This is a genomic window from Collinsella sp. AF05-9 (assembly GCF_003465595.1).
In the GTDB taxonomy this organism is placed as follows: domain Bacteria; phylum Actinomycetota; class Coriobacteriia; order Coriobacteriales; family Coriobacteriaceae; genus Collinsella.
This window is the reverse complement of record NZ_QSBB01000009.1, coordinates 37,798-54,296: the sequence shown is the minus strand read 5'-3', so window position 1 is coordinate 54,296 and position 16,499 is coordinate 37,798. Positions and strand designations below refer to the sequence as shown.

Sequence of the window (16,499 nt, the reverse complement as noted above, 5' to 3'; positions counted from 1 at the left end):
AAAAACGAAGGTTAATACTTTTCCCGAGAAGTGAACGACCTTATTTGGACTCCTGAAGCATCGACACTTTTGAGGCTCTGTTTCCTGCGGTTTTGCCGAGTTATTCCTGCGGTTTTGTTGCCAAAAAATGCGGATGCTTCGGGGGTCCGATTTTGCTCGTTCACTTCTCGGGAAAAGTATTAGACCTTGATTTGTTGGGTCGGGGGAGAGCCTTGCTTGGATGCCGGAGATGTGCGTCGCGGCGGGCGGATTGTCGGAAGTCGGTTGGTCCGCGCCCTAAGATTTCCAAAAAGTTAACCTTTGTTGAACTTAATAGTTAGATAAACTAAACTATTTTCCAAAAGTGTGCTCGAGCAAACTTGTTTACTCGGGTGCTGAGGCACCGTGTCGCGTCCAATGCGGCAAAAGGGAGAAGCAACATGAAGAAGTCGACGTTTAACACCCTGCTTGTCGGTGGCGGTTTTCTGCTTGGTACGGCCGGCATCAAGCTGCTTACCAGCGCTCCGGTCAAGAATGCCTGCGTGCAGGGTATCGCGTGCGGCATGCGCATCAAGAACGGCTACCAGGACATGGTCGAGCAGGCCAAGGCCGAGGTCGACGACATGGTTGCCGAGGCTGCTTACATCACCCAGAGCGAGGCCGCCGCGGACAACGCAGCTGAGTAGCGCTTCCAGGCACAAACTATGAGATTCTCGATTATCAGCGAGATCCCCGGCAGGACCCGCCTCCAGTTGGCGGGTCCTGTGCCAGAGAGCGATCTCGATGCGCTTCTTAAGCTTGGTGGCGACATCGACGGCGTGCGCAAGGTGCGCGTGTATGGCCGCATTGGCCAGATGGCGCTGGAGTACGACGAGCCGCGACGCGATGCCGTGCTGGCCGCCGTCGGTGCGCTCGACGCTCAGGCCATTGCCGACGCAAAGACGGGCTACGTGATACAACTCGAGCCGCGCAAGCACAAGCTCGTCATGGATCTTGCCACACTTGTCGGCGCCCACTACGCACGTCGCTGGTTTTTGCCCACGCCCCTGCGTGCGGTGTTTGTCGTGGCCGGTTACATGACCTTTTTGCGCGCCGCCCTCCGTGAGCTCGCGCAGCCGCGCCTGACCGTTCCCGTGCTCGACGCTTCGGCCATCGGCATTTCGTTCGTCAAGCGTGATGTCGACACCGCGGGCCAGACGATGTTCCTGCTCAACGTGGGCGAGCTGCTCGAGGACTACACCCGCGCCATGAGTGAAAACGAGCTCATCAACTCGCTGCTCGATGTGCCCGACAAGGCGCAAAAGGTTGTTGGCGACACCGAGGTAAGCGTTGCCGCGACCGAGCTTGAGCCCGGCGATCTGGTCGCCGTGCGCACCGGCATGTCCATCTGCATCGACGGTGTTGTCGAGCAGGGGAGCGCTATGGTCAACCAGGCGACCCTGACCGGCGAGCCGCTGGCCGTCGAGCGCAGCGTGGGCGACGACGTGTTCGCCGGTACCGTCGTGGAAGACGGCGGCATCTTGGTGCGCGTGCGCGCCAATACGGCGCAAACCAAACTGCGCTCAATCGTCTCGCTCGTGCAGACGGCCGACTCGCTCAAGTCCGAGGGCCAGTCGCATATGGAGGACCTTGCCAACAAGATCGTCCCGTGGAACTTCCTGCTCGCGGGCCTAGTTGCGCTTACTACCCGCAGCCTCATCAAGACCTCGGCGGCACTGATGGTCGACTACTCGTGCGCACTCAAGCTCACGGGTTCCGTTGCCGTCATGACCGCTATGAGCGATGCTGCCAAGATGGGCGTCATGGTCAAGGGCGCGAAGTACTTTGAGTCGTTTGCCAAGGCCGACACCATTGTCTTTGATAAGACCGGCACGCTCACCGAGGCGCAGCCGCGTCTTGCCTGCGTACTCACCACCGATGGCTGGAGCGAGGATGAGGTCCTGCGCCTTTCCGCTTGCCTGGAGGAGCATTTCCCGCATCCGGTGGCGCGCGCCGTGGTCAATGCGGCATGCGAGCGCGAGCTCGAGCACCGCGAGCGCCATGCCGCTGTCGAGTACATCGTGGCGCACGGCATCGCTTCGTCCATTGAAGGACGTCGCGCCATCATCGGTTCCGCGCACTTTGTATTTGAGGACGAGGGCGCACAGCTCGAATCCGACATCAAGGAGCGCATTGAGTCCCAGATGCAGGGCCTGTCGCCGCTGTATCTGGCGGTCGATGGAAAGGTCGTCGGCGTGCTCGGCATCGAAGATCCGCTCAAGCCTGGGGTCCGTGAGGCCATCGCCGACCTGCATGCGCTGGGCGTCAAGCATGTCGTTATGCTCACGGGCGATTCCGAGCGCACGGCCGAGCGCATTGCGCGCGAGGCGGGTGTCGACGAGTTTAAGGCCGAACTGCTGCCCGAGGACAAGTACGCCTATGTGGAACGCATTAAGAGCGAGGGGCGCCATGTTGCCATGGTGGGCGACGGCGTCAACGATTCGCCGGCGCTCGGTTTGGCCGACGTGGGCCTGGCCATGGGTGGCGGAAGCGACATCGCCAAGGAAGTCGCCGACATCATCCTGACCGACACGGATCTCGCCGCAATCGTGCGCCTGCGCCGCATGAGTCAGGGTCTCATCGACCGTCTGACGAGTTCGTATTCCAAGGTGATGCTCACCAACTCGGCGCTGTTGGCATTGGGTATTACCGGCATGATCACTCCGCAGACGTCGTCACTGCTGCACAACGGCTCAACGATCGCCTACAGCCTGGGCAACGCAAAGGCGTACCTGCGTTAGCAGACGTGTTCGCCCACGTTATCTGGCCTGCGCCCAGACGGCATCGGTGTCGTCCGGGCGCAGGCCTTTTGCGTTTGGATGCCAACGTATGGGTTGATTCGTTTTGCGTCGACCATGCTGAGTCGCTTGCCGCGCGTGCGTTTATTGGGCAGGCGGCGGAGGCGGGGGCATTGCTGTTCTTTCCGGTGCATATCGCCAAGGACGTGCTGTACGTTGTCCAACACGAGCTGAAGCGTAGCGTTCTTGCCAGTGGGGAAGCGCTCGACGAGGCATCTGCCCGTGCAATTGGCGATGCGGCGTTGGCGTTTGTTCGGAACATGACCGAAAACGCCACGGCCGTGGGTGCAGATGCGTCGGACCTTTGGCTGGCCGACAAATACTTAGCGCTCTATCGCGATTACGAGGACAACTTGGTGCTCGCCGCGTGCAAGCGCGCGCAGGTCGATTACTTGGTGACCAACGATCGCAAGCTGCTCGAACATGCCGATCTTGCAGCAAAGACCCCGCGCCAAATGATGCCGATTCTGGCTTTGGCCGAACGCGGCGGCGCGGCTATCGGTTGACGCGAACTGTTTGTGGGCCTCTTGGACGACGATGCGCCAAGGGACCCGCGCCTTCTATTTACAAAAGCTCGGCCTTAATGGCGGGACTTTCTGCGAGCTGCTCGGCTGCCTTTTCGTCGGAGCTGTCGAGTGCTGCCAGACTGCGGTAGACCCACTCGTTGACCTGGGTGTTCTTGACGCCTGCGGTCTGCATAAGGGCGCCTACCTCGCGGATTGCTGCGAGCAGATCGGCTTTGGGACCCGCGAGTTCGACCTCGATGCCGTGGTAGGCGGCCACGCCGCGGTTCTCACTCACGTGGTCGATAAAGCCCTCGACGGTCTCAAGCTGCTGGGCGAGAGCCACATCATCGTTAGCGTCCAGCGCGACGAGTGCGTTCGAAACCGTGAGGGCGGGATGTCCGCAGGGGACAAAGCCTTCGATGACATCCATAGCTTCGGTAATGGTTGAGCCCAGGCCTGCGAGGGCATTGACGAGTTGCTGCTTGGTATCCATAACGGTCCTTTCGACGGGTCAATTTTGCTTGGCGAAAATATACGTTACGCGATCGGTGGCAAAAGTGCGAAGTGCGGCGCACATTGGGGTCTTCACAGCTCGTGCATAGAACAGCTGTCCGCTTTCAGAACGTGGTAAGATAACACTCCACAAGCGGGGCTCGCCCTGCATGCTCCTTGAAAAGTCGACGGGTGTTGGGTGCTTGCGTGCCCAATGCCATCCAGACTTTCCCGACATTCGGGGGCGACTGGTTTCGACACGATAGCTCTGAGAGAGGAAGCAAGCCGAGGTCTCCTCGCCTCGTTAAACAGGGGTACCGTCAAATTGAATTGACAACAACTCTTCTTTTGAGCCTATGGCTCTCGCTGCTTAGTTTATAGCGGCGCGTCAACCCGGTGATTTCCCCGACACCGGCGCGACGTCATTTTAGGGGAATGCTCCTGCGCACGTAATCGGTATGGCGCAGGCTAAGACCGAACCGGTTAGGACGCCGCGAGCGTGTCGCTGCGCGCAAAGCGTCCGAGACAAAACCAGCGACTGAGCTTGGAGATGCCAATCAGGGGGCTTTCGTGGACCGGAGTTCGATTCTCCGCGCCTCCACCATACGTAACAGGCAGGTAGAGAAGTGTCTCTACCTGCCTTTTTATTACATATGGATACCGCGGAGAATCGAACTCTATGCAGGGCGCGGGCGTTAAGCAAACGCGAAGCGTTTGTAGCCCGCGGGCGAGAGCGGCGGCAGCCGGCCGAAGCCGGCGCGGATTTGCGAAGCAAATACGCGGATTCTCCGCGCAAACTATCAGCCCAATATGGATGCGATGTTATCGAATCTCAGCCGGCCATGCGCCGCATCAACGGAACCCCAAACCCGCGGAGAATCGAACTCTGTGCAGGGCGCGGGCGTTAAGCAAACGCTACGGCAACGTAGGGTGGGACGCGCTTTCCCAATGGCGGCCCAGGCGGAAAATCCATCCCGGAATTCGCGCCCAGAACGGGACATGCTTTCCGGATGCCTGCTCAAGCGGAAAGTTCATCCCGGAATCCCGCCTCAAACTGGGACGCGCTTTCCGCTCCATCTCCTCAACTCCAAAACCTATGCGCCCTCCATTCCAAAACTGGGTAGAAGAAAGCCAAAACGCAATCGCAGGAGGTCAACATGACTGCAGAAGATAAGGCAAAGAACGCCGGCAAGGTCGCGCTCGTTTTGGAGGGCGGCAGCTTCCGCGGGCAATTTACCGCAGGCGTACTCGACGTTCTCATGGAGGCCGGTGTCGAGATTCCGGCGGTATATGGCGTATCGGCCGGCGCTCTCAACGGCGTGAACTACAAGTCGCACCAGATCGGCCGTGCCAACCGCATCAACCTGGCTTTCTGCAACGACAACCGCTTCATGGGCGCCGCATCGTTTGCGTCCACGGGTTCCATCGTCGGCTACGACTTTATTTTCAACGACGTGCAGGATCGCCTAGACCCCTTCGATAACGAGACCTTCGACGCGAGCCCCATCGAAATGTATGCTGTCGCGACGGACATGTTATTCGGCACCGCTGCCTACCTGCCCGTCAAAAACGCCATGCTCGATATCGATTGCGTGCGTGCCTCGACCTCGTTGCCGCTGGTGACGCCGCCGGTCGAGATTGACGGGCACAAATACGTCGACGGCGGCGTAGCCGATTCGGTTCCTATCGAGCATGTGCTGGAGGAGGCCGGCTTCGAGCGCGCGGTTGTCATTGTCACGCAGGACCGCTCGTACGAGAAAAAGCCCTACGAGTTTATGCCTGCCGCGCGCGCCCGCTATGCCGACTACCCCTACCTGCTCGAGGCTATCGAGACGCGCCACGACCGCTATAACCTCCAGCGCATGCACCTGTGGAAGTATGAGCGCGAGGGCCGCGCGCTGGTCATCGCTCCGCAAAAGCCGGTCGAGGTCGGCCATGTCGAGCATGATCCGGCCAAGCTTCTCGACCTGTATATCCAGGGCCGCCAGGAGGCAAAGCGCTTGCTGGGAGATATCGAGGCATTTGTCGAGCGCTAGCGCTGCAACGTCACGGCTCGTGGATGACATGTGCAGAAACTCTGGTCGGAGCCAAAATACCTGTTGACTCGTACGGCGAGCGGGGTAATATGGACGGGTTACTTGCAGAGCCCCGTGAATCTCTGTAACAACACGTACTGTACATGGAGGAGTCTAAGTGATTTCGAAATCGACTCACTACGCCAAGCAGGGCGAGGTCCAGCGCAACTGGGTTCTCGTCGACGCCGATGGTGCTGTCCTGGGCCGTCTTGCCACCCAGATCGCAATGATCCTGCGCGGTAAGAACAAGCCCCAGTTCACGCCCAACAGCGACTGCGGCGACTTCGTTGTCGTCATCAACGCCGATAAGGTCCAGCTTACCGGTAACAAGGCCGACACGAAGACCTATTATCGCCACAGCGGCTACAACGGCGGCCTCAAGGCTGAGAGCTTCCGCCAGGCTATGGAGAAGCACCCGGAGAAGGTCATCGAGCGCGCCGTTCGCGGTATGCTGCCCAAGACCACCCTCGGCCGTGCCCAGATGACCAAGCTTAAGGTCTACGCTGGTGCCGAGCATCCGCACGCTGCCCAGAACCCCACGAAGATTGAGCTGGAGGCTTAAAGATGGCTGAGAACACCGTTGTCTACCAGGGTACCGGCCGTCGTAAGAACGCCGTCGCCCGCGTCCGTCTCGTCCCCGGCACCGGCAAGGTGACCATCAACAAGCGTGACGCCGAGCAGTATTTCGGCCGTCATCAGCTCGTTGAGAACGCCCTTGCTCCCTTCAAGGTGACCGACACCGCCGGTCAGTTCGACGTCATCGCTCTGTGCGATGGCGGCGGCATCTCCGGTCAGTCCGGCGCTCTGCGCCTGGGCATCGCCCGCGCTCTTCTGAACGCTGGCGACTACCGTGCTGACCTCAAGAAGGCCGGTTTCCTTACGCGCGATGCTCGCGTGGTCGAGCGCAAGAAGTACGGCCTCAAGAAGGCCCGCCGCGCTCCCCAGTTCTCCAAGCGCTAAGGTTTTATCTCCTTTCGAGATACAATGTACAAGCGGGGCCTGCCGATTCCTCGGCGGGTCCCGCTTTTCTTTTTCGACTAGGGTGGGCGGTTGCATATCGCCTGCTAGGGAAGGAGCGATCCTATGCCCCAGAACATCTTCGGTACCGACGGCGTCCGTGGCGTCGCCAATGCCGACCTTTCGTGCGACCTCGCGTTTCGCCTGGGCCGCGCGGCGACCAAGTTCCTTGGTCCGGATATCTGCGTCGGCCGCGACACGCGTCTTTCGGGTACTATGCTCGAGAGCGCTCTGACCGCCGGCATCATGGCCGAGGGCGGTCGTCCGCACTGCTGCGGCGTCATCCCCACGCCTGCCGTGGCGCTGCTCACCGTCCAGAATGAGCTCGACGGCGGCATCGTCATCTCTGCTTCGCATAATCCGCCGGAGTTCAACGGCATCAAGTTCTTTAGCCGCAAGGGCATGAAGCTTCCCGATGCGGTCGAGGAAGAGATCAGCGCCTGGGTCATGTCCGAGGAAGCCATGGCTGCCGACACGCTGCCGACCGGTGCCGGCGTGGGCCACATCATCAAGATGAAGGACGCTCGCAAGGCATACGTCGACCACGCCATCGATACGCTTGATGGCCTGAGGCTCGATGGCCTGGTGGTTGCCGTCGACTGCGGTCACGGTGCTTCCTGCCAGACCACGCCTGCCGCGCTGCAGCGCCTGGGTGCCACGGTCCATGCCATCAACACCGATTACTGCGGCACCGACATCAATGTCGAGTGCGGCTCTACGCACCTCGAGCCCCTGCGCGAGCTCGTGCTGCGCACCCATGCTGACATCGGTCTGGCCCACGACGGCGACGCCGACCGCGTACTGTTCGTGGACAGCGAGGGCAATGAGATCGACGGCGACTACATCCTGGCTATCTGCGGTTCTGACCTCGCCGCCCGCGGCAAGCTCGCCAACTCCGAGATCGTCTCGACCGTCATGTGCAACCTTGGCTTCTCCATCGCTATGAAGGAGCAGGGCTTCGAGATGGTTCAGACCGCTGTGGGCGACCGCTACGTTTTGGAGCGTATGCTTGCGGACGGTGCCGTCATCGGCGGCGAACAGTCCGGCCACATCATCTTCCTGGAGCACAACACCACCGGTGACGGCCTGGTGACGGCTCTTCAGCTGCTGGCCGTGCTTAAGCGCACCGGTCGCACCCTCACCGATCTTGCCGGCATCATGAAGAAGTACCCGCAGGTACTCGTCAACGTGCATTCCGACAACAAGGCTGGTCTGGACGATTGCCAGCCCATCTGGGATGCCGTCGCTGCTGCCGAGAAGGAGCTTGACGGCCGCGGCCGCATTCTGGTGCGCCCGAGCGGTACCGAGCCGCTGGTCCGCGTTATGGCCGAGGCCGAGACGCACGAGCTGACCCAGCGCGTTGTTGACGACATCGTCGAGGTTGTCAAGCGCGAACTTCCCTAATGGTCAAAAACGAGTGCCAAGTGGTAAACTGTTAAGGCTATTTTGGTCGATTGGTATGTCCGAGGGGGAGCATGTTCACTAAAGTCCTAAGGTCTTTTGGTATGCGTGGTCGAGTCCTTACGCTGGATGCTCCCATCTCGGGCGACGTCATTCCGTTGTCCGAGGTAAACGACCAGACATTTGCCACCGGGCTTTTGGGCCAGGGCGTGGCGATTCAGCCTACCGGCACGCGTGTGATTGCACCGGCTGATGCCAAGGTCGAGGCCATTTTTCCCACGGGACACGCTGTTGCGCTTAACACGGTCGATGGCTTGGACGTGCTCATCCACGTTGGTTTGGACACTGTTCAGCTTGAGGGCAAGCACTTTACCGTACATGCGCAAGTGGGTGACATCGTCCATAAGGGCGATGTGCTCATTGAGTTCGATCGCGAGGCAATTGCTGCTGAGGGCTACGATGTGACGGTTCCCATCTTAGTGTGCAACTCCGTTGAGTTCTCGAGCATCAAGGGCTCCGTTGGCGTGCATGTCGAAGAGATGGACCAGCTCATCGTTGCTCGCGAGCGCTAGCAAGTGCACGTGGCCATTAGCCTACAATTCAAACACGTTTACGGAGGGCGCACTTGAAAGAGGACGCCCTCCGTGGCAAGATGGGGTTTGTCCGAAGCTAAAAGGCTTCGGGTCACCGTGGACGGGCAGGGGCCTCGACGCGGCTAGACACGAGACACATACATTACGCGACCTCGCCCTGGTGGCCGCACACGTTGGTTGCGGCCGACGCGGGCCGCGGGCAAGTGCTTGTAAGGGGAGCCTTGCCTCTCTTGTACGAGAAAGGACGCGTAATGAAGATCATTAAAGCTAAAGACTACGAGGATATGAGCCGCAAGGCCGCCAATATTATCTCGGCGCAGGTTATCCTCAAGCCCGACTGTGTGCTGGGCCTTGCCACTGGCTCCACCCCGATCGGTGCCTACAAGCAGCTCGCTGCTTGGTACGAGAAGGGCGACGTCGACTTTGCCGAGGTCAGCACCTACAACCTGGACGAGTATCGCGGCCTTTCGCACGACGATCCCCAGAGCTATCACTACTTTATGCGTGAGAACTTCTTCGATCACATCAACATCGACCTGAACAACACGCATGTGCCCGACGGTTCCAACCCCGACGCCGCCGCTGCCTGCTCTGAGTACGACAAGATCGTCGCCGCCGCCGGTTACCCGGATCTGCAGCTGCTCGGCATTGGCAACAACGGCCACATCGGCTTCAACGAGCCCGATGACCACTTCTCCAAGGGCACGCACTGCGTCGACCTCACCGAGAGCACCATTCAGGCCAACAGCCGCCTGTTCGACAGCATCGACGATGTTCCCCGTCAGGCCTACACCATGGGTACCCAGACCATCATGTATGCCCGCATGATCCTAGTCGTCGCCAACGGCGAGGCCAAGGCTCAGGCCGTGTATGACATGTGCTATGGTCCGGTTACGCCCGCGTGCCCGGCTTCGATCCTGCAGCTGCACACCAACTGCGTTGTCGTTGCCGACGAGGCCGCCCTTTCGCTCTGCGAGTAGCGCGAATCCTGCATCTCGACATAGCCTTGCCTAAGGCCTCCGCTTTGCGGGGGCCTTTTTGTTATCCCTCTCCGCCCGCTTGACCAAAATCTTGCCGCAAGCTTGACGAATGCCGGATGCCCAACAGCTTGATTCATTCCATACCAGATTCTATGCAAAAATGCCACTAAAAGGTCGTAGACGGTAGCGGGTGCTAGGCGAGTTGAATGACATAGCTGAACCTTGTTCATTTGCGTTACACTGCCGCTTAGATGGGACAAGCTGACAAGCTCATTTACCTGCTTAAAGACCGATTAGTCGGGGGATTAATAACAATCGGCCCTCGCTGTACAAAAACTTGCCGCTTGCGTACCAAAAGACAACCTAGAACACAAGGTCGCTCTATTCATAGCGCGGCTTGTATGGTCTTGCGGTTACAGTGTCCATACGGTCGAGTTGAGGAGCGGGCATGGTAAACGATTTGGGCAGAATGGACGACCTCGAGCTGATGCCGCTGGGCGGTGGCTATATGGTGCGACGCGAACGCTTGATGAATGAGCTTCTCGCCAAGGGCCGAAAGGCCGGCATCGTGGTTCTTTATGCGCCCGACGGGTTTGGGAAGACCTCGGTGCTGCTGCAGTACACCCATGAGGTTAAATGCGACCCGACGCGAGGCCCCGTGCGGATTATCGAGGCCGATCGCGCCACTGGGCGCGAGGTGTTTATGCAGCTCGAGGTGGTTACCGAAGAACTCAAAGACAAACCGCACTCCCTTATCGCGATTGATAATGTGCCAAACCTCGATCAGCACGATACCGAAGACCTCATCGACAGGATTCGCGGCCTGCGCGCTATGGGGGTGGGGGTCTTTATCTCCTGCCGTCCTTCAAATCGTCAACTGATTCATGGGCTGGGCGATTCGGTTAAGATCAATGCGCAGATGCTCAAGGTGCATGCCTATGAGTATTCGGCGTGGGCATCGGCGTTTTCGATCAGCACATCGCTCGACTTTTATCAGCTCACGCAGGGCGTGCCCGAGCTCGTTTCGGCATTGCAGACGGGTCTGTATGGCCAAGGCGACGTAGCCGGTCTGCTCGAAAACGAGATTGTCAACGTATATGGCGCGGCACTTGTCGACTTGGCTTCGCTCGACAATAATGCACTGTTTTGCGTGGCATGTCTCATGATTTTGATGGGCGAGGGCAATATCGCAGAACTCGAGGCTTGCGGGGTGAGGCTATCGATGGTCGACCAGTCCTACTTCGTACGCGACTACCCGATCTTTGGCTTGGACCCCGCCGAGCGGAGTTTTACGTGTCTGGGCACGGAGGATAACGGACGCTTGCGCTTGCGTAAGTTGGTGGCCGAGGTTCGCCCCGAACTTGTTCCGAGGGCGGCCCGGATTTTGCTTAAGGCGGGCCGATGCGATGCGGCGATGGGCCTGGCGGACGCCTTTTTGGACCGTGATGCGGTCCTTGAACTTGCTGGGCAGTATGGGGTCGATCTGGCTCTGACGGGGCACGGGGCCGATATCTGCCGAGCAGCGCTGGGCACGATCGATGCCGAGGATCCGGCTCCAGAGCCAACGCCTGCCGAGGCGCTTGGCGTATATCTGGCAGCGGTCAGCGTGTCCAATACAAAGCTCGCTCGCTATATGGCATCGGTCATCGAGCGCGGGGGCGAACGGGCGGCCTGCGAAATAGACCCTGTTTCATGGAGGGTGGCCCAGACACTGACGGCTGTTTGCTATGGGGACAACGGGCTTGGGCTTCCTACGAACCTGACCGCGCCAGAAATCGAGACATCCCATACCGCACTCGATATGTTGTCCGCGCATATCGAGGTCAAGCGCTGCCTGACCGAGCGGGGAGATGACGGCGGCGTTCTACAGCAGCTCAAAACGAGCAAGGCCTACGACTGCGAGCTCGACATCGCGGGGATTGTTATACGGGCCGACAGCATGCTGGTGGAGCTTTTTGACGGGTCGTTTGCGGGAACCGACGAGCGCGACGACGAGATGACGGTGGTGCGGGAGGCGCTCGACGTACGTGGGCTTAAGGCGATGGCTATCTGGGTGCGCATGGTGTTGGCGGCACGGCGGCTCCTTTCCGGCTTGCCGGTAACCGACGACGCGGCATTCAACGAGCTCGATCGTTTTGCCGTGCGCATGCGCGACAACCAGATTCAGCTGTTTGGCCTGTTGCTAGAAGGCTGGCAGTCGCTGGCAGAGGGACGGCCGGTTAATGCAAAGTTCCGTGCGGTCCAAGTGCTCAAACTTGCCGAGGAGTCGATTGCGTACATGCGCGATAACGCATTGCTGTTGGAGCGCGCGGCGTATCTGCGTAACACCTCGATGGTTTCGGTGCGCGAGGAAGCGGAGCTACTCGATATAAGCCAGACGCAGGTTGGTGGAGCGGAGGCCTGGATGGTGGCGCTGCATTTGGCCTGTGCGGGCCGAGACAGCGATCTTGCGGCCTGGATGTCCATGAATCGTGCGGGGATTCTGGAGCCATCGTATCGGCTCTTTGCGCGCCTTGCCATGCATTGTCTGGGCGAGCCGGCGACCAGGATTCGCAAGAAGCTTCCCGTGCGCGAGCTGTCGCGGTACTCGCTGCGCGATGATCTGGAAGGGGAGGGCGAGCGCCTGTTCCAGGCCGGCGAGGTTGAAGCCGTTGATACCATCGACCATATCGAGATTCGCATGTTTGGTGCGTTTCGCGCCGAGCGCGACGGGTTTCCCATCACGGACAAAATGTGGCGCCGCAAGAAGGCGGCGACACTTGCCGAGCGGCTTGCGCTGGGCATGGATGCGCTCGTCGATCGTGAGACGCTGGCCATGGAGTTGTGGCCCCATGCCGAGTTCAATAGCGCCCGCAACAACCTGTACTCGACGATATCGCGCTTGCGGTCGGCTTTGGGACCGACGCCGGATGGCAAGTCGTGTGTGCTCATCCAAAATGAATGCATCGGACTCAACGGCGACTACGTCAAGACCGATGTACGGCTGTTTGACCAGATAAGCCGCGAGGTTTTGGGAAATCGCACGGGTGCGCGCGGGCCCCATTTAGTTGAGCTGTGCCTTAAGATTGAGCAGCTTTATGCCGGACCGCTGTATGTTCCCAATGGCTGTAACCCCACCTACTTTTTGCGTATGCGACGCATTATGCAGTCAAAGTACATCGATTGCATGATTAAGGGAGCAAATGCCGCTCTAGAAGAAAACGATTTGCAGTCGGCGATTTGGCTGGCGGAGTCGGGGCTTCGACAGGAAACGGCGCGTGAGGATATGGTGCGCTGCGCCATGCGCGTCTACAGTGCGGCGGGGCGGCGGCGCGATATCGTCGAGCTATACAGCGGGCATATGCACCATCTAAGGGAACAGGTCAATGGCGTACCCGAGCCCGAGACGCGGCATCTATACGAGCGCTTGGTGGAGGGGCGGCTCAATCGCGTGCTGGTCGAGCGATAAAAAACGGGCGCCCGAAGTACTTGGGCACCCGTAAGCTTGCTATGTGTTGGCTCGCCGGATCATTGGCTCTTAGACGAGCTTGATCTTCTCGATGTCCTTGCGCGAGGACTCGCGATACAGCGAGAACTTGCGGCCGATGACCTGGACGACCTCGGCGTGGCAACGCTCAGCGAGCTCTTCGGCGGCCTCGCGGGCGGAAAGACTGGAGCCATCGAGCACGGAGCACTTAACGAGCTCGTGCCTCTCCAGGTAGGCGACCGTCTGCTCGACGGTGCCCTCGTTGACATCGGACTTGCCGATGATGATGGCGGGGTTGAGGTGATGGGCCATGCTGCGAAGCTGCTTGACCTGGGCTCCTGTCAGTGCCATGGGTTCTCGCTTTCTATGTATGGGGCGCCCCGCGACGGGGCCTTAATCTACGTGAGCTGTCCCACGATAGCGCAGGAACGGCGCGGTGTGGAGCGTGTTTGCCCAGTTCAAAAAGAATGCGGATGCCGAGGTGATGGGCAGCGCAGGCTGTGAACGGGCTACGAGCGGGATTCAGAGACCGGTTCCCATGCAATAAACGCCCAGCGAACCTTACGGACATGGTCGAGCATATAGCGCCCCTGCGACACGCCCTTGGAGCCCGGCTCACCGGCATGGGGATTCTCGATCATGTGTTGGGCGATGTAGTCGCGCAGACGGTCGACCTTATCCTCGTTGCCATGCTCAAGCATGCGGGAAAAGTCCGCCACGCCTGCCTCAAGGCTGTCGAAGGTATCGCGACGCGGCGATTCAAAGTACGTGACCTGCGGCAGGGCACCCATCTGAATGAGGATGTTGAAGGCGTACACAAAGCCATTGCTGCAGGTAACCGAGGCGCCGATAGCGTTCATCAAGTGCAGATCATAGCGCGGGCTGGAGTTGGCGACCATCGTGACTGCACAACGCCGACGAGCCGTACGGTCGAGCTTGGCAAGCGCGCCTTTTAGGTTGGTCGTGGTGACAGAGCGACTGGCAAAGGCAACATCAACAGCCTTGGCAACCGGCCCAACCAGATCCCAATCATCGTCCCAGGCAAGCTCAAGCGGCGTAATGCGATCCTCGAGCCCATAGTACTCAATGCCAGCATCAAGCGTGCCCAACATGGCAGGGGAAAAGTCAGCAGCAATCACAGGATGCCCAGCCTGAGCAAGCGGAATAGCAATCGACCCAGCCCCGCACCCCATATCGAGTACCGACTCGCCGGGCTCAAGCGCCAGCAGCTTTATAAAATCCCGAGCATAAGGGGCAGTCTCCAACGGCCGAAAATGCCGAGCCCTTTTATCCCACTCAAAAGAATCGTCAGCCCGCCGCCGATCAGCTTGCAGACGCATCCACTCCAGATTCCAATCTGTGGAAAGCAGCTCAGAACGATTCTCCCCATCAGCCACGGGCCAACCTCCTAGCAACAAAAAAGCGACTCCTCCCAAAAGAAGAGCCGCAACCAGCATATATCAGAAAGAACCGATCCAACGCCAAACCGTCATACCAGCAAAGTGGAGCAGAAGCGAAGCGACTGCAACCGGGATAGAACCCAACCGAGGTCCCGTTGTGCGGGAGCCCCGGGGAGGGCAAATATATAAGGTCGATCGCGAGTTCCGCACGAGCCGGAGAGCACTTAATGTGCTCTCCGTGCGAGTCAGGATTGTCCGAGCAGGCGACCTTATATGTCTGCCGCCCGGCGGCGGGGCTCCTCGCCAGTCCCCCTCAGCTAGTTCTTGAGCGAGTTCAGCGGCGCCGGGAAGCGTCCACCGCGGTGGGCAAGCACGGTGCCGGCGTTGGGGTTCACCGGCATGATAGGCGCACGGCCAAATAGGCCGCCGTACTCGACGCAGTCGCCCACGCCCTTGCCAATGGCGGGAATCACGCGGACGGCCGTGGTCTTGTTGTTGATGACGCCGATGGCCATCTCGTCGGCGATGATGCCGGCGATGGTCTCGACCGGGGTGTCGCCGGGGATGGCGATCATGTCCAGGCCAACGGAGCACACGCAGGTCATGGCCTCGAGCTTCTCGAGCGAAAGCGCACCGGCTTCGACGGCGGCGATCATGCCGGCGTCCTCGGACACGGGGATGAAAGCGCCCGAAAGACCGCCCACGCTGGAACTGGCCATGACGCCGCCCTTCTTGACGGCATCGTTGAGCATGGCGAGCGCGCAGGTCGTGCCGGGGCCACCGCAGGTGCCCACGCCGATGATCTCGAGGATGCGCGCGACGGAGTCGCCGATGGCAGGCGTAGGTGCCAGCGAAAGGTCGACAATGCCCTTCTCGACACCCAGACGATGGGCGGCCTCGCGGCTCATGAGCTCACCGGCACGGGTGATCTTAAAGGCGGTCTGCTTAATCTTCTCGGCGACTTCCATCATCGATGCAGAATCGGGCAGCTTCTCCAGGGCTGCTGCCATAACGCCGGGGCCCGAGACGCCTACGTTGATGACGGCGTCGGCCTCGCCACCGCCGTGGACGGCGCCCGCCATAAACGGTGAGTCCTCGACCATATTGGCAAAGCAGACAAACTTGGAAGCGCCGACGGAGTCCTGGTCGGCCGTGAGCTTAGCGGCGTCGATGATGGTCTGGGCGGCCATAAGCACGGCGTCCATGTTGATACCGGCGCGCAGGCTGGCGACGTTGACGCTGGAGCAGACGCGGCTCGTGGTGGCGAGCGCCTGGGGGATGGACTGGATAACGCGGCGGTCGGCATCGCCGATGCCCTTCTGGACGAGCGCGGAGAAGCCGCCCAGGTAATCGATGCCGAGCGTCTCGGCCGCGCGGTCGAGGGCATGCGCGATGGGGGTGAGGTCCTCATCCTTGCAACACGCGGCGATCTGCGCCACCGGGGTGACGGAAACGCGCTTGTTGACGATGGGGATACCGTACTCGCGCTCGAGGTTCTCGGCGGTCTCGACCAGATGCTCAGCCGTGTGCGTCACGTGGTCGTAGATCTTCGTGCACATGCGGTCGAGGTTCTCGTCACCGCAACCCATGAGCGAAACACCCATGGTGATGGTCCTGATGTCGAGGTTCTGCTCCTCAACCATGCCGCGGGTTTCCGCGATTTCTGCGGGCGTGATCGCCATCCTTGCGCTCCTATCTGCCAAAACGAGCATAGTCTTTTCTATTCTAACGTGCCGCACATGCCAGGTGGCGC

At 60.0% G+C, this 16,499-nt stretch carries 14 protein-coding genes and 1 other RNA gene; 11 read left to right on the top strand and 4 right to left on the bottom strand.

Annotated elements, in window-relative coordinates:
- Window positions 1-419: 419 nt before the first annotated feature.
- The 3 genes from DWV43_RS04535 to DWV43_RS04525 all read left to right on the top strand — a co-directional run bounded on the left by DWV43_RS04535 (window position 420) and on the right by DWV43_RS04525 (window position 3,322).
- A complete protein-coding gene (locus DWV43_RS04535; RefSeq protein ID WP_117817141.1) occupies window positions 420-665 on the top strand; it encodes a DUF6110 family protein in 246 nt (81 codons plus the stop codon).
- A gap of 78 nt (window positions 666-743) precedes the next feature.
- Window positions 744-2,759 carry a heavy metal translocating P-type ATPase gene (locus tag DWV43_RS04530; RefSeq protein WP_233539196.1) on the top strand — a complete coding sequence of 672 codons (2,016 nt, stop codon included), beginning with the start codon at window positions 744-746 and terminating at the stop codon, window positions 2,757-2,759.
- Between the two features lie 74 nt (window positions 2,760-2,833).
- Window positions 2,834-3,322, top strand: coding sequence for a PIN domain-containing protein (locus DWV43_RS04525; protein WP_158566212.1), 489 nt, complete (start codon window positions 2,834-2,836; stop codon window positions 3,320-3,322).
- Between the two features lie 58 nt (window positions 3,323-3,380).
- On the opposite strand, the gene DWV43_RS04520 is transcribed toward DWV43_RS04525, so the two are convergent.
- Window positions 3,381-3,815: a hypothetical protein gene (locus tag DWV43_RS04520; RefSeq protein WP_117817140.1), complete on the bottom strand. Its 435-nt coding sequence runs from the start codon at window positions 3,813-3,815 to the stop codon at window positions 3,381-3,383.
- 239 nt (window positions 3,816-4,054) lie between these two features.
- Between DWV43_RS04520 and ssrA the strand changes: the two genes are divergently transcribed.
- From ssrA to DWV43_RS04480, 8 genes are all read left to right on the top strand, one after another.
- Window positions 4,055-4,418: a transfer-messenger RNA gene (gene ssrA, locus DWV43_RS04515) on the top strand.
- A gap of 553 nt (window positions 4,419-4,971) precedes the next feature.
- Window positions 4,972-5,850: a patatin family protein gene (locus DWV43_RS04510; protein WP_117817139.1), complete on the top strand. Its 879-nt coding sequence runs from the start codon at window positions 4,972-4,974 to the stop codon at window positions 5,848-5,850.
- Window positions 5,851-6,007: 157 nt separating this feature from the next.
- Window positions 6,008-6,451, top strand: coding sequence for a 50S ribosomal protein L13 (gene rplM / locus DWV43_RS04505; RefSeq protein ID WP_022094635.1), 444 nt, complete (start codon window positions 6,008-6,010; stop codon window positions 6,449-6,451).
- A gap of 2 nt (window positions 6,452-6,453) precedes the next feature.
- Complete coding sequence (gene rpsI / locus DWV43_RS04500; RefSeq protein ID WP_022094634.1) at window positions 6,454-6,849, top strand: 30S ribosomal protein S9; 396 nt, start codon at window positions 6,454-6,456, stop codon at window positions 6,847-6,849.
- A 123-nt stretch (window positions 6,850-6,972) separates the two neighbouring features.
- Window positions 6,973-8,310 (top strand): phosphoglucosamine mutase, encoded by a 1,338-nt coding sequence (gene glmM, locus DWV43_RS04495; RefSeq protein ID WP_055251011.1) that lies wholly within the window; start codon window positions 6,973-6,975, stop codon window positions 8,308-8,310.
- Window positions 8,311-8,381: 71 nt separating this feature from the next.
- On the top strand, window positions 8,382-8,879 hold the full coding sequence (locus DWV43_RS04490; protein WP_022094632.1) for a PTS glucose transporter subunit IIA: 498 nt from the start codon (window positions 8,382-8,384) through the stop codon (window positions 8,877-8,879).
- 272 nt (window positions 8,880-9,151) lie between these two features.
- Window positions 9,152-9,880 carry a glucosamine-6-phosphate deaminase gene (gene nagB, locus DWV43_RS04485; RefSeq protein ID WP_117817138.1) on the top strand — a complete coding sequence of 243 codons (729 nt, stop codon included), beginning with the start codon at window positions 9,152-9,154 and terminating at the stop codon, window positions 9,878-9,880.
- Window positions 9,881-10,328: 448 nt separating this feature from the next.
- Entirely contained in the window at window positions 10,329-13,328 is a 3,000-nt protein-coding gene (locus tag DWV43_RS04480) for a BTAD domain-containing putative transcriptional regulator (RefSeq protein WP_117817137.1), read from the top strand.
- A gap of 69 nt (window positions 13,329-13,397) precedes the next feature.
- Here the strand turns inward: DWV43_RS04480 and DWV43_RS04475 are convergent, their stop codons facing one another.
- The 3 genes from DWV43_RS04475 to DWV43_RS04465 all read right to left on the bottom strand — a co-directional run bounded on the left by DWV43_RS04475 (window position 13,398) and on the right by DWV43_RS04465 (window position 16,428).
- The gene (locus tag DWV43_RS04475; protein WP_117817136.1) at window positions 13,398-13,697 is read right to left on the bottom strand and encodes a YhbY family RNA-binding protein; all 300 of its coding nucleotides are present in this window, start codon (window positions 13,695-13,697) and stop codon (window positions 13,398-13,400) included.
- A 158-nt stretch (window positions 13,698-13,855) separates the two neighbouring features.
- The gene (locus DWV43_RS04470; RefSeq protein ID WP_117817151.1) at window positions 13,856-14,686 is read right to left on the bottom strand and encodes a methyltransferase domain-containing protein; all 831 of its coding nucleotides are present in this window, start codon (window positions 14,684-14,686) and stop codon (window positions 13,856-13,858) included.
- 377 nt (window positions 14,687-15,063) lie between these two features.
- Window positions 15,064-16,428 carry a PFL family protein gene (locus tag DWV43_RS04465; protein WP_117817135.1) on the bottom strand — a complete coding sequence of 455 codons (1,365 nt, stop codon included), beginning with the start codon at window positions 16,426-16,428 and terminating at the stop codon, window positions 15,064-15,066.
- Window positions 16,429-16,499 lie beyond the last annotated feature (71 nt).

Excerpts from the sequence above, each read along its gene's own strand:
- DWV43_RS04535 (WP_117817141.1), top strand. The coding sequence starts at position 420 with ATGAAGAAGTCGACGTTTAACACCCTGCTTGTCGGTGGCGGTTTTCTG.
- DWV43_RS04520 (WP_117817140.1), bottom strand. The coding sequence starts at position 3,815 with ATGGATACCAAGCAGCAACTCGTCAATGCCCTCGCAGGCCTGGGCTCA.
- DWV43_RS04510 (WP_117817139.1), top strand. The coding sequence starts at position 4,972 with ATGACTGCAGAAGATAAGGCAAAGAACGCCGGCAAGGTCGCGCTCGTT.
- rpsI (WP_022094634.1), top strand. The coding sequence starts at position 6,454 with ATGGCTGAGAACACCGTTGTCTACCAGGGTACCGGCCGTCGTAAGAAC.
- glmM (WP_055251011.1), top strand. The coding sequence starts at position 6,973 with ATGCCCCAGAACATCTTCGGTACCGACGGCGTCCGTGGCGTCGCCAAT.
- DWV43_RS04490 (WP_022094632.1), top strand. The coding sequence starts at position 8,382 with ATGTTCACTAAAGTCCTAAGGTCTTTTGGTATGCGTGGTCGAGTCCTT.
- nagB (WP_117817138.1), top strand. The coding sequence starts at position 9,152 with ATGAAGATCATTAAAGCTAAAGACTACGAGGATATGAGCCGCAAGGCC.
- DWV43_RS04480 (WP_117817137.1), top strand. The coding sequence starts at position 10,329 with ATGGTAAACGATTTGGGCAGAATGGACGACCTCGAGCTGATGCCGCTG.
- DWV43_RS04475 (WP_117817136.1), bottom strand. The coding sequence starts at position 13,697 with ATGGCACTGACAGGAGCCCAGGTCAAGCAGCTTCGCAGCATGGCCCAT.
- DWV43_RS04470 (WP_117817151.1), bottom strand. The coding sequence starts at position 14,686 with ATGCGTCTGCAAGCTGATCGGCGGCGGGCTGACGATTCTTTTGAGTGG.
- DWV43_RS04465 (WP_117817135.1), bottom strand. The coding sequence starts at position 16,428 with ATGGCGATCACGCCCGCAGAAATCGCGGAAACCCGCGGCATGGTTGAG.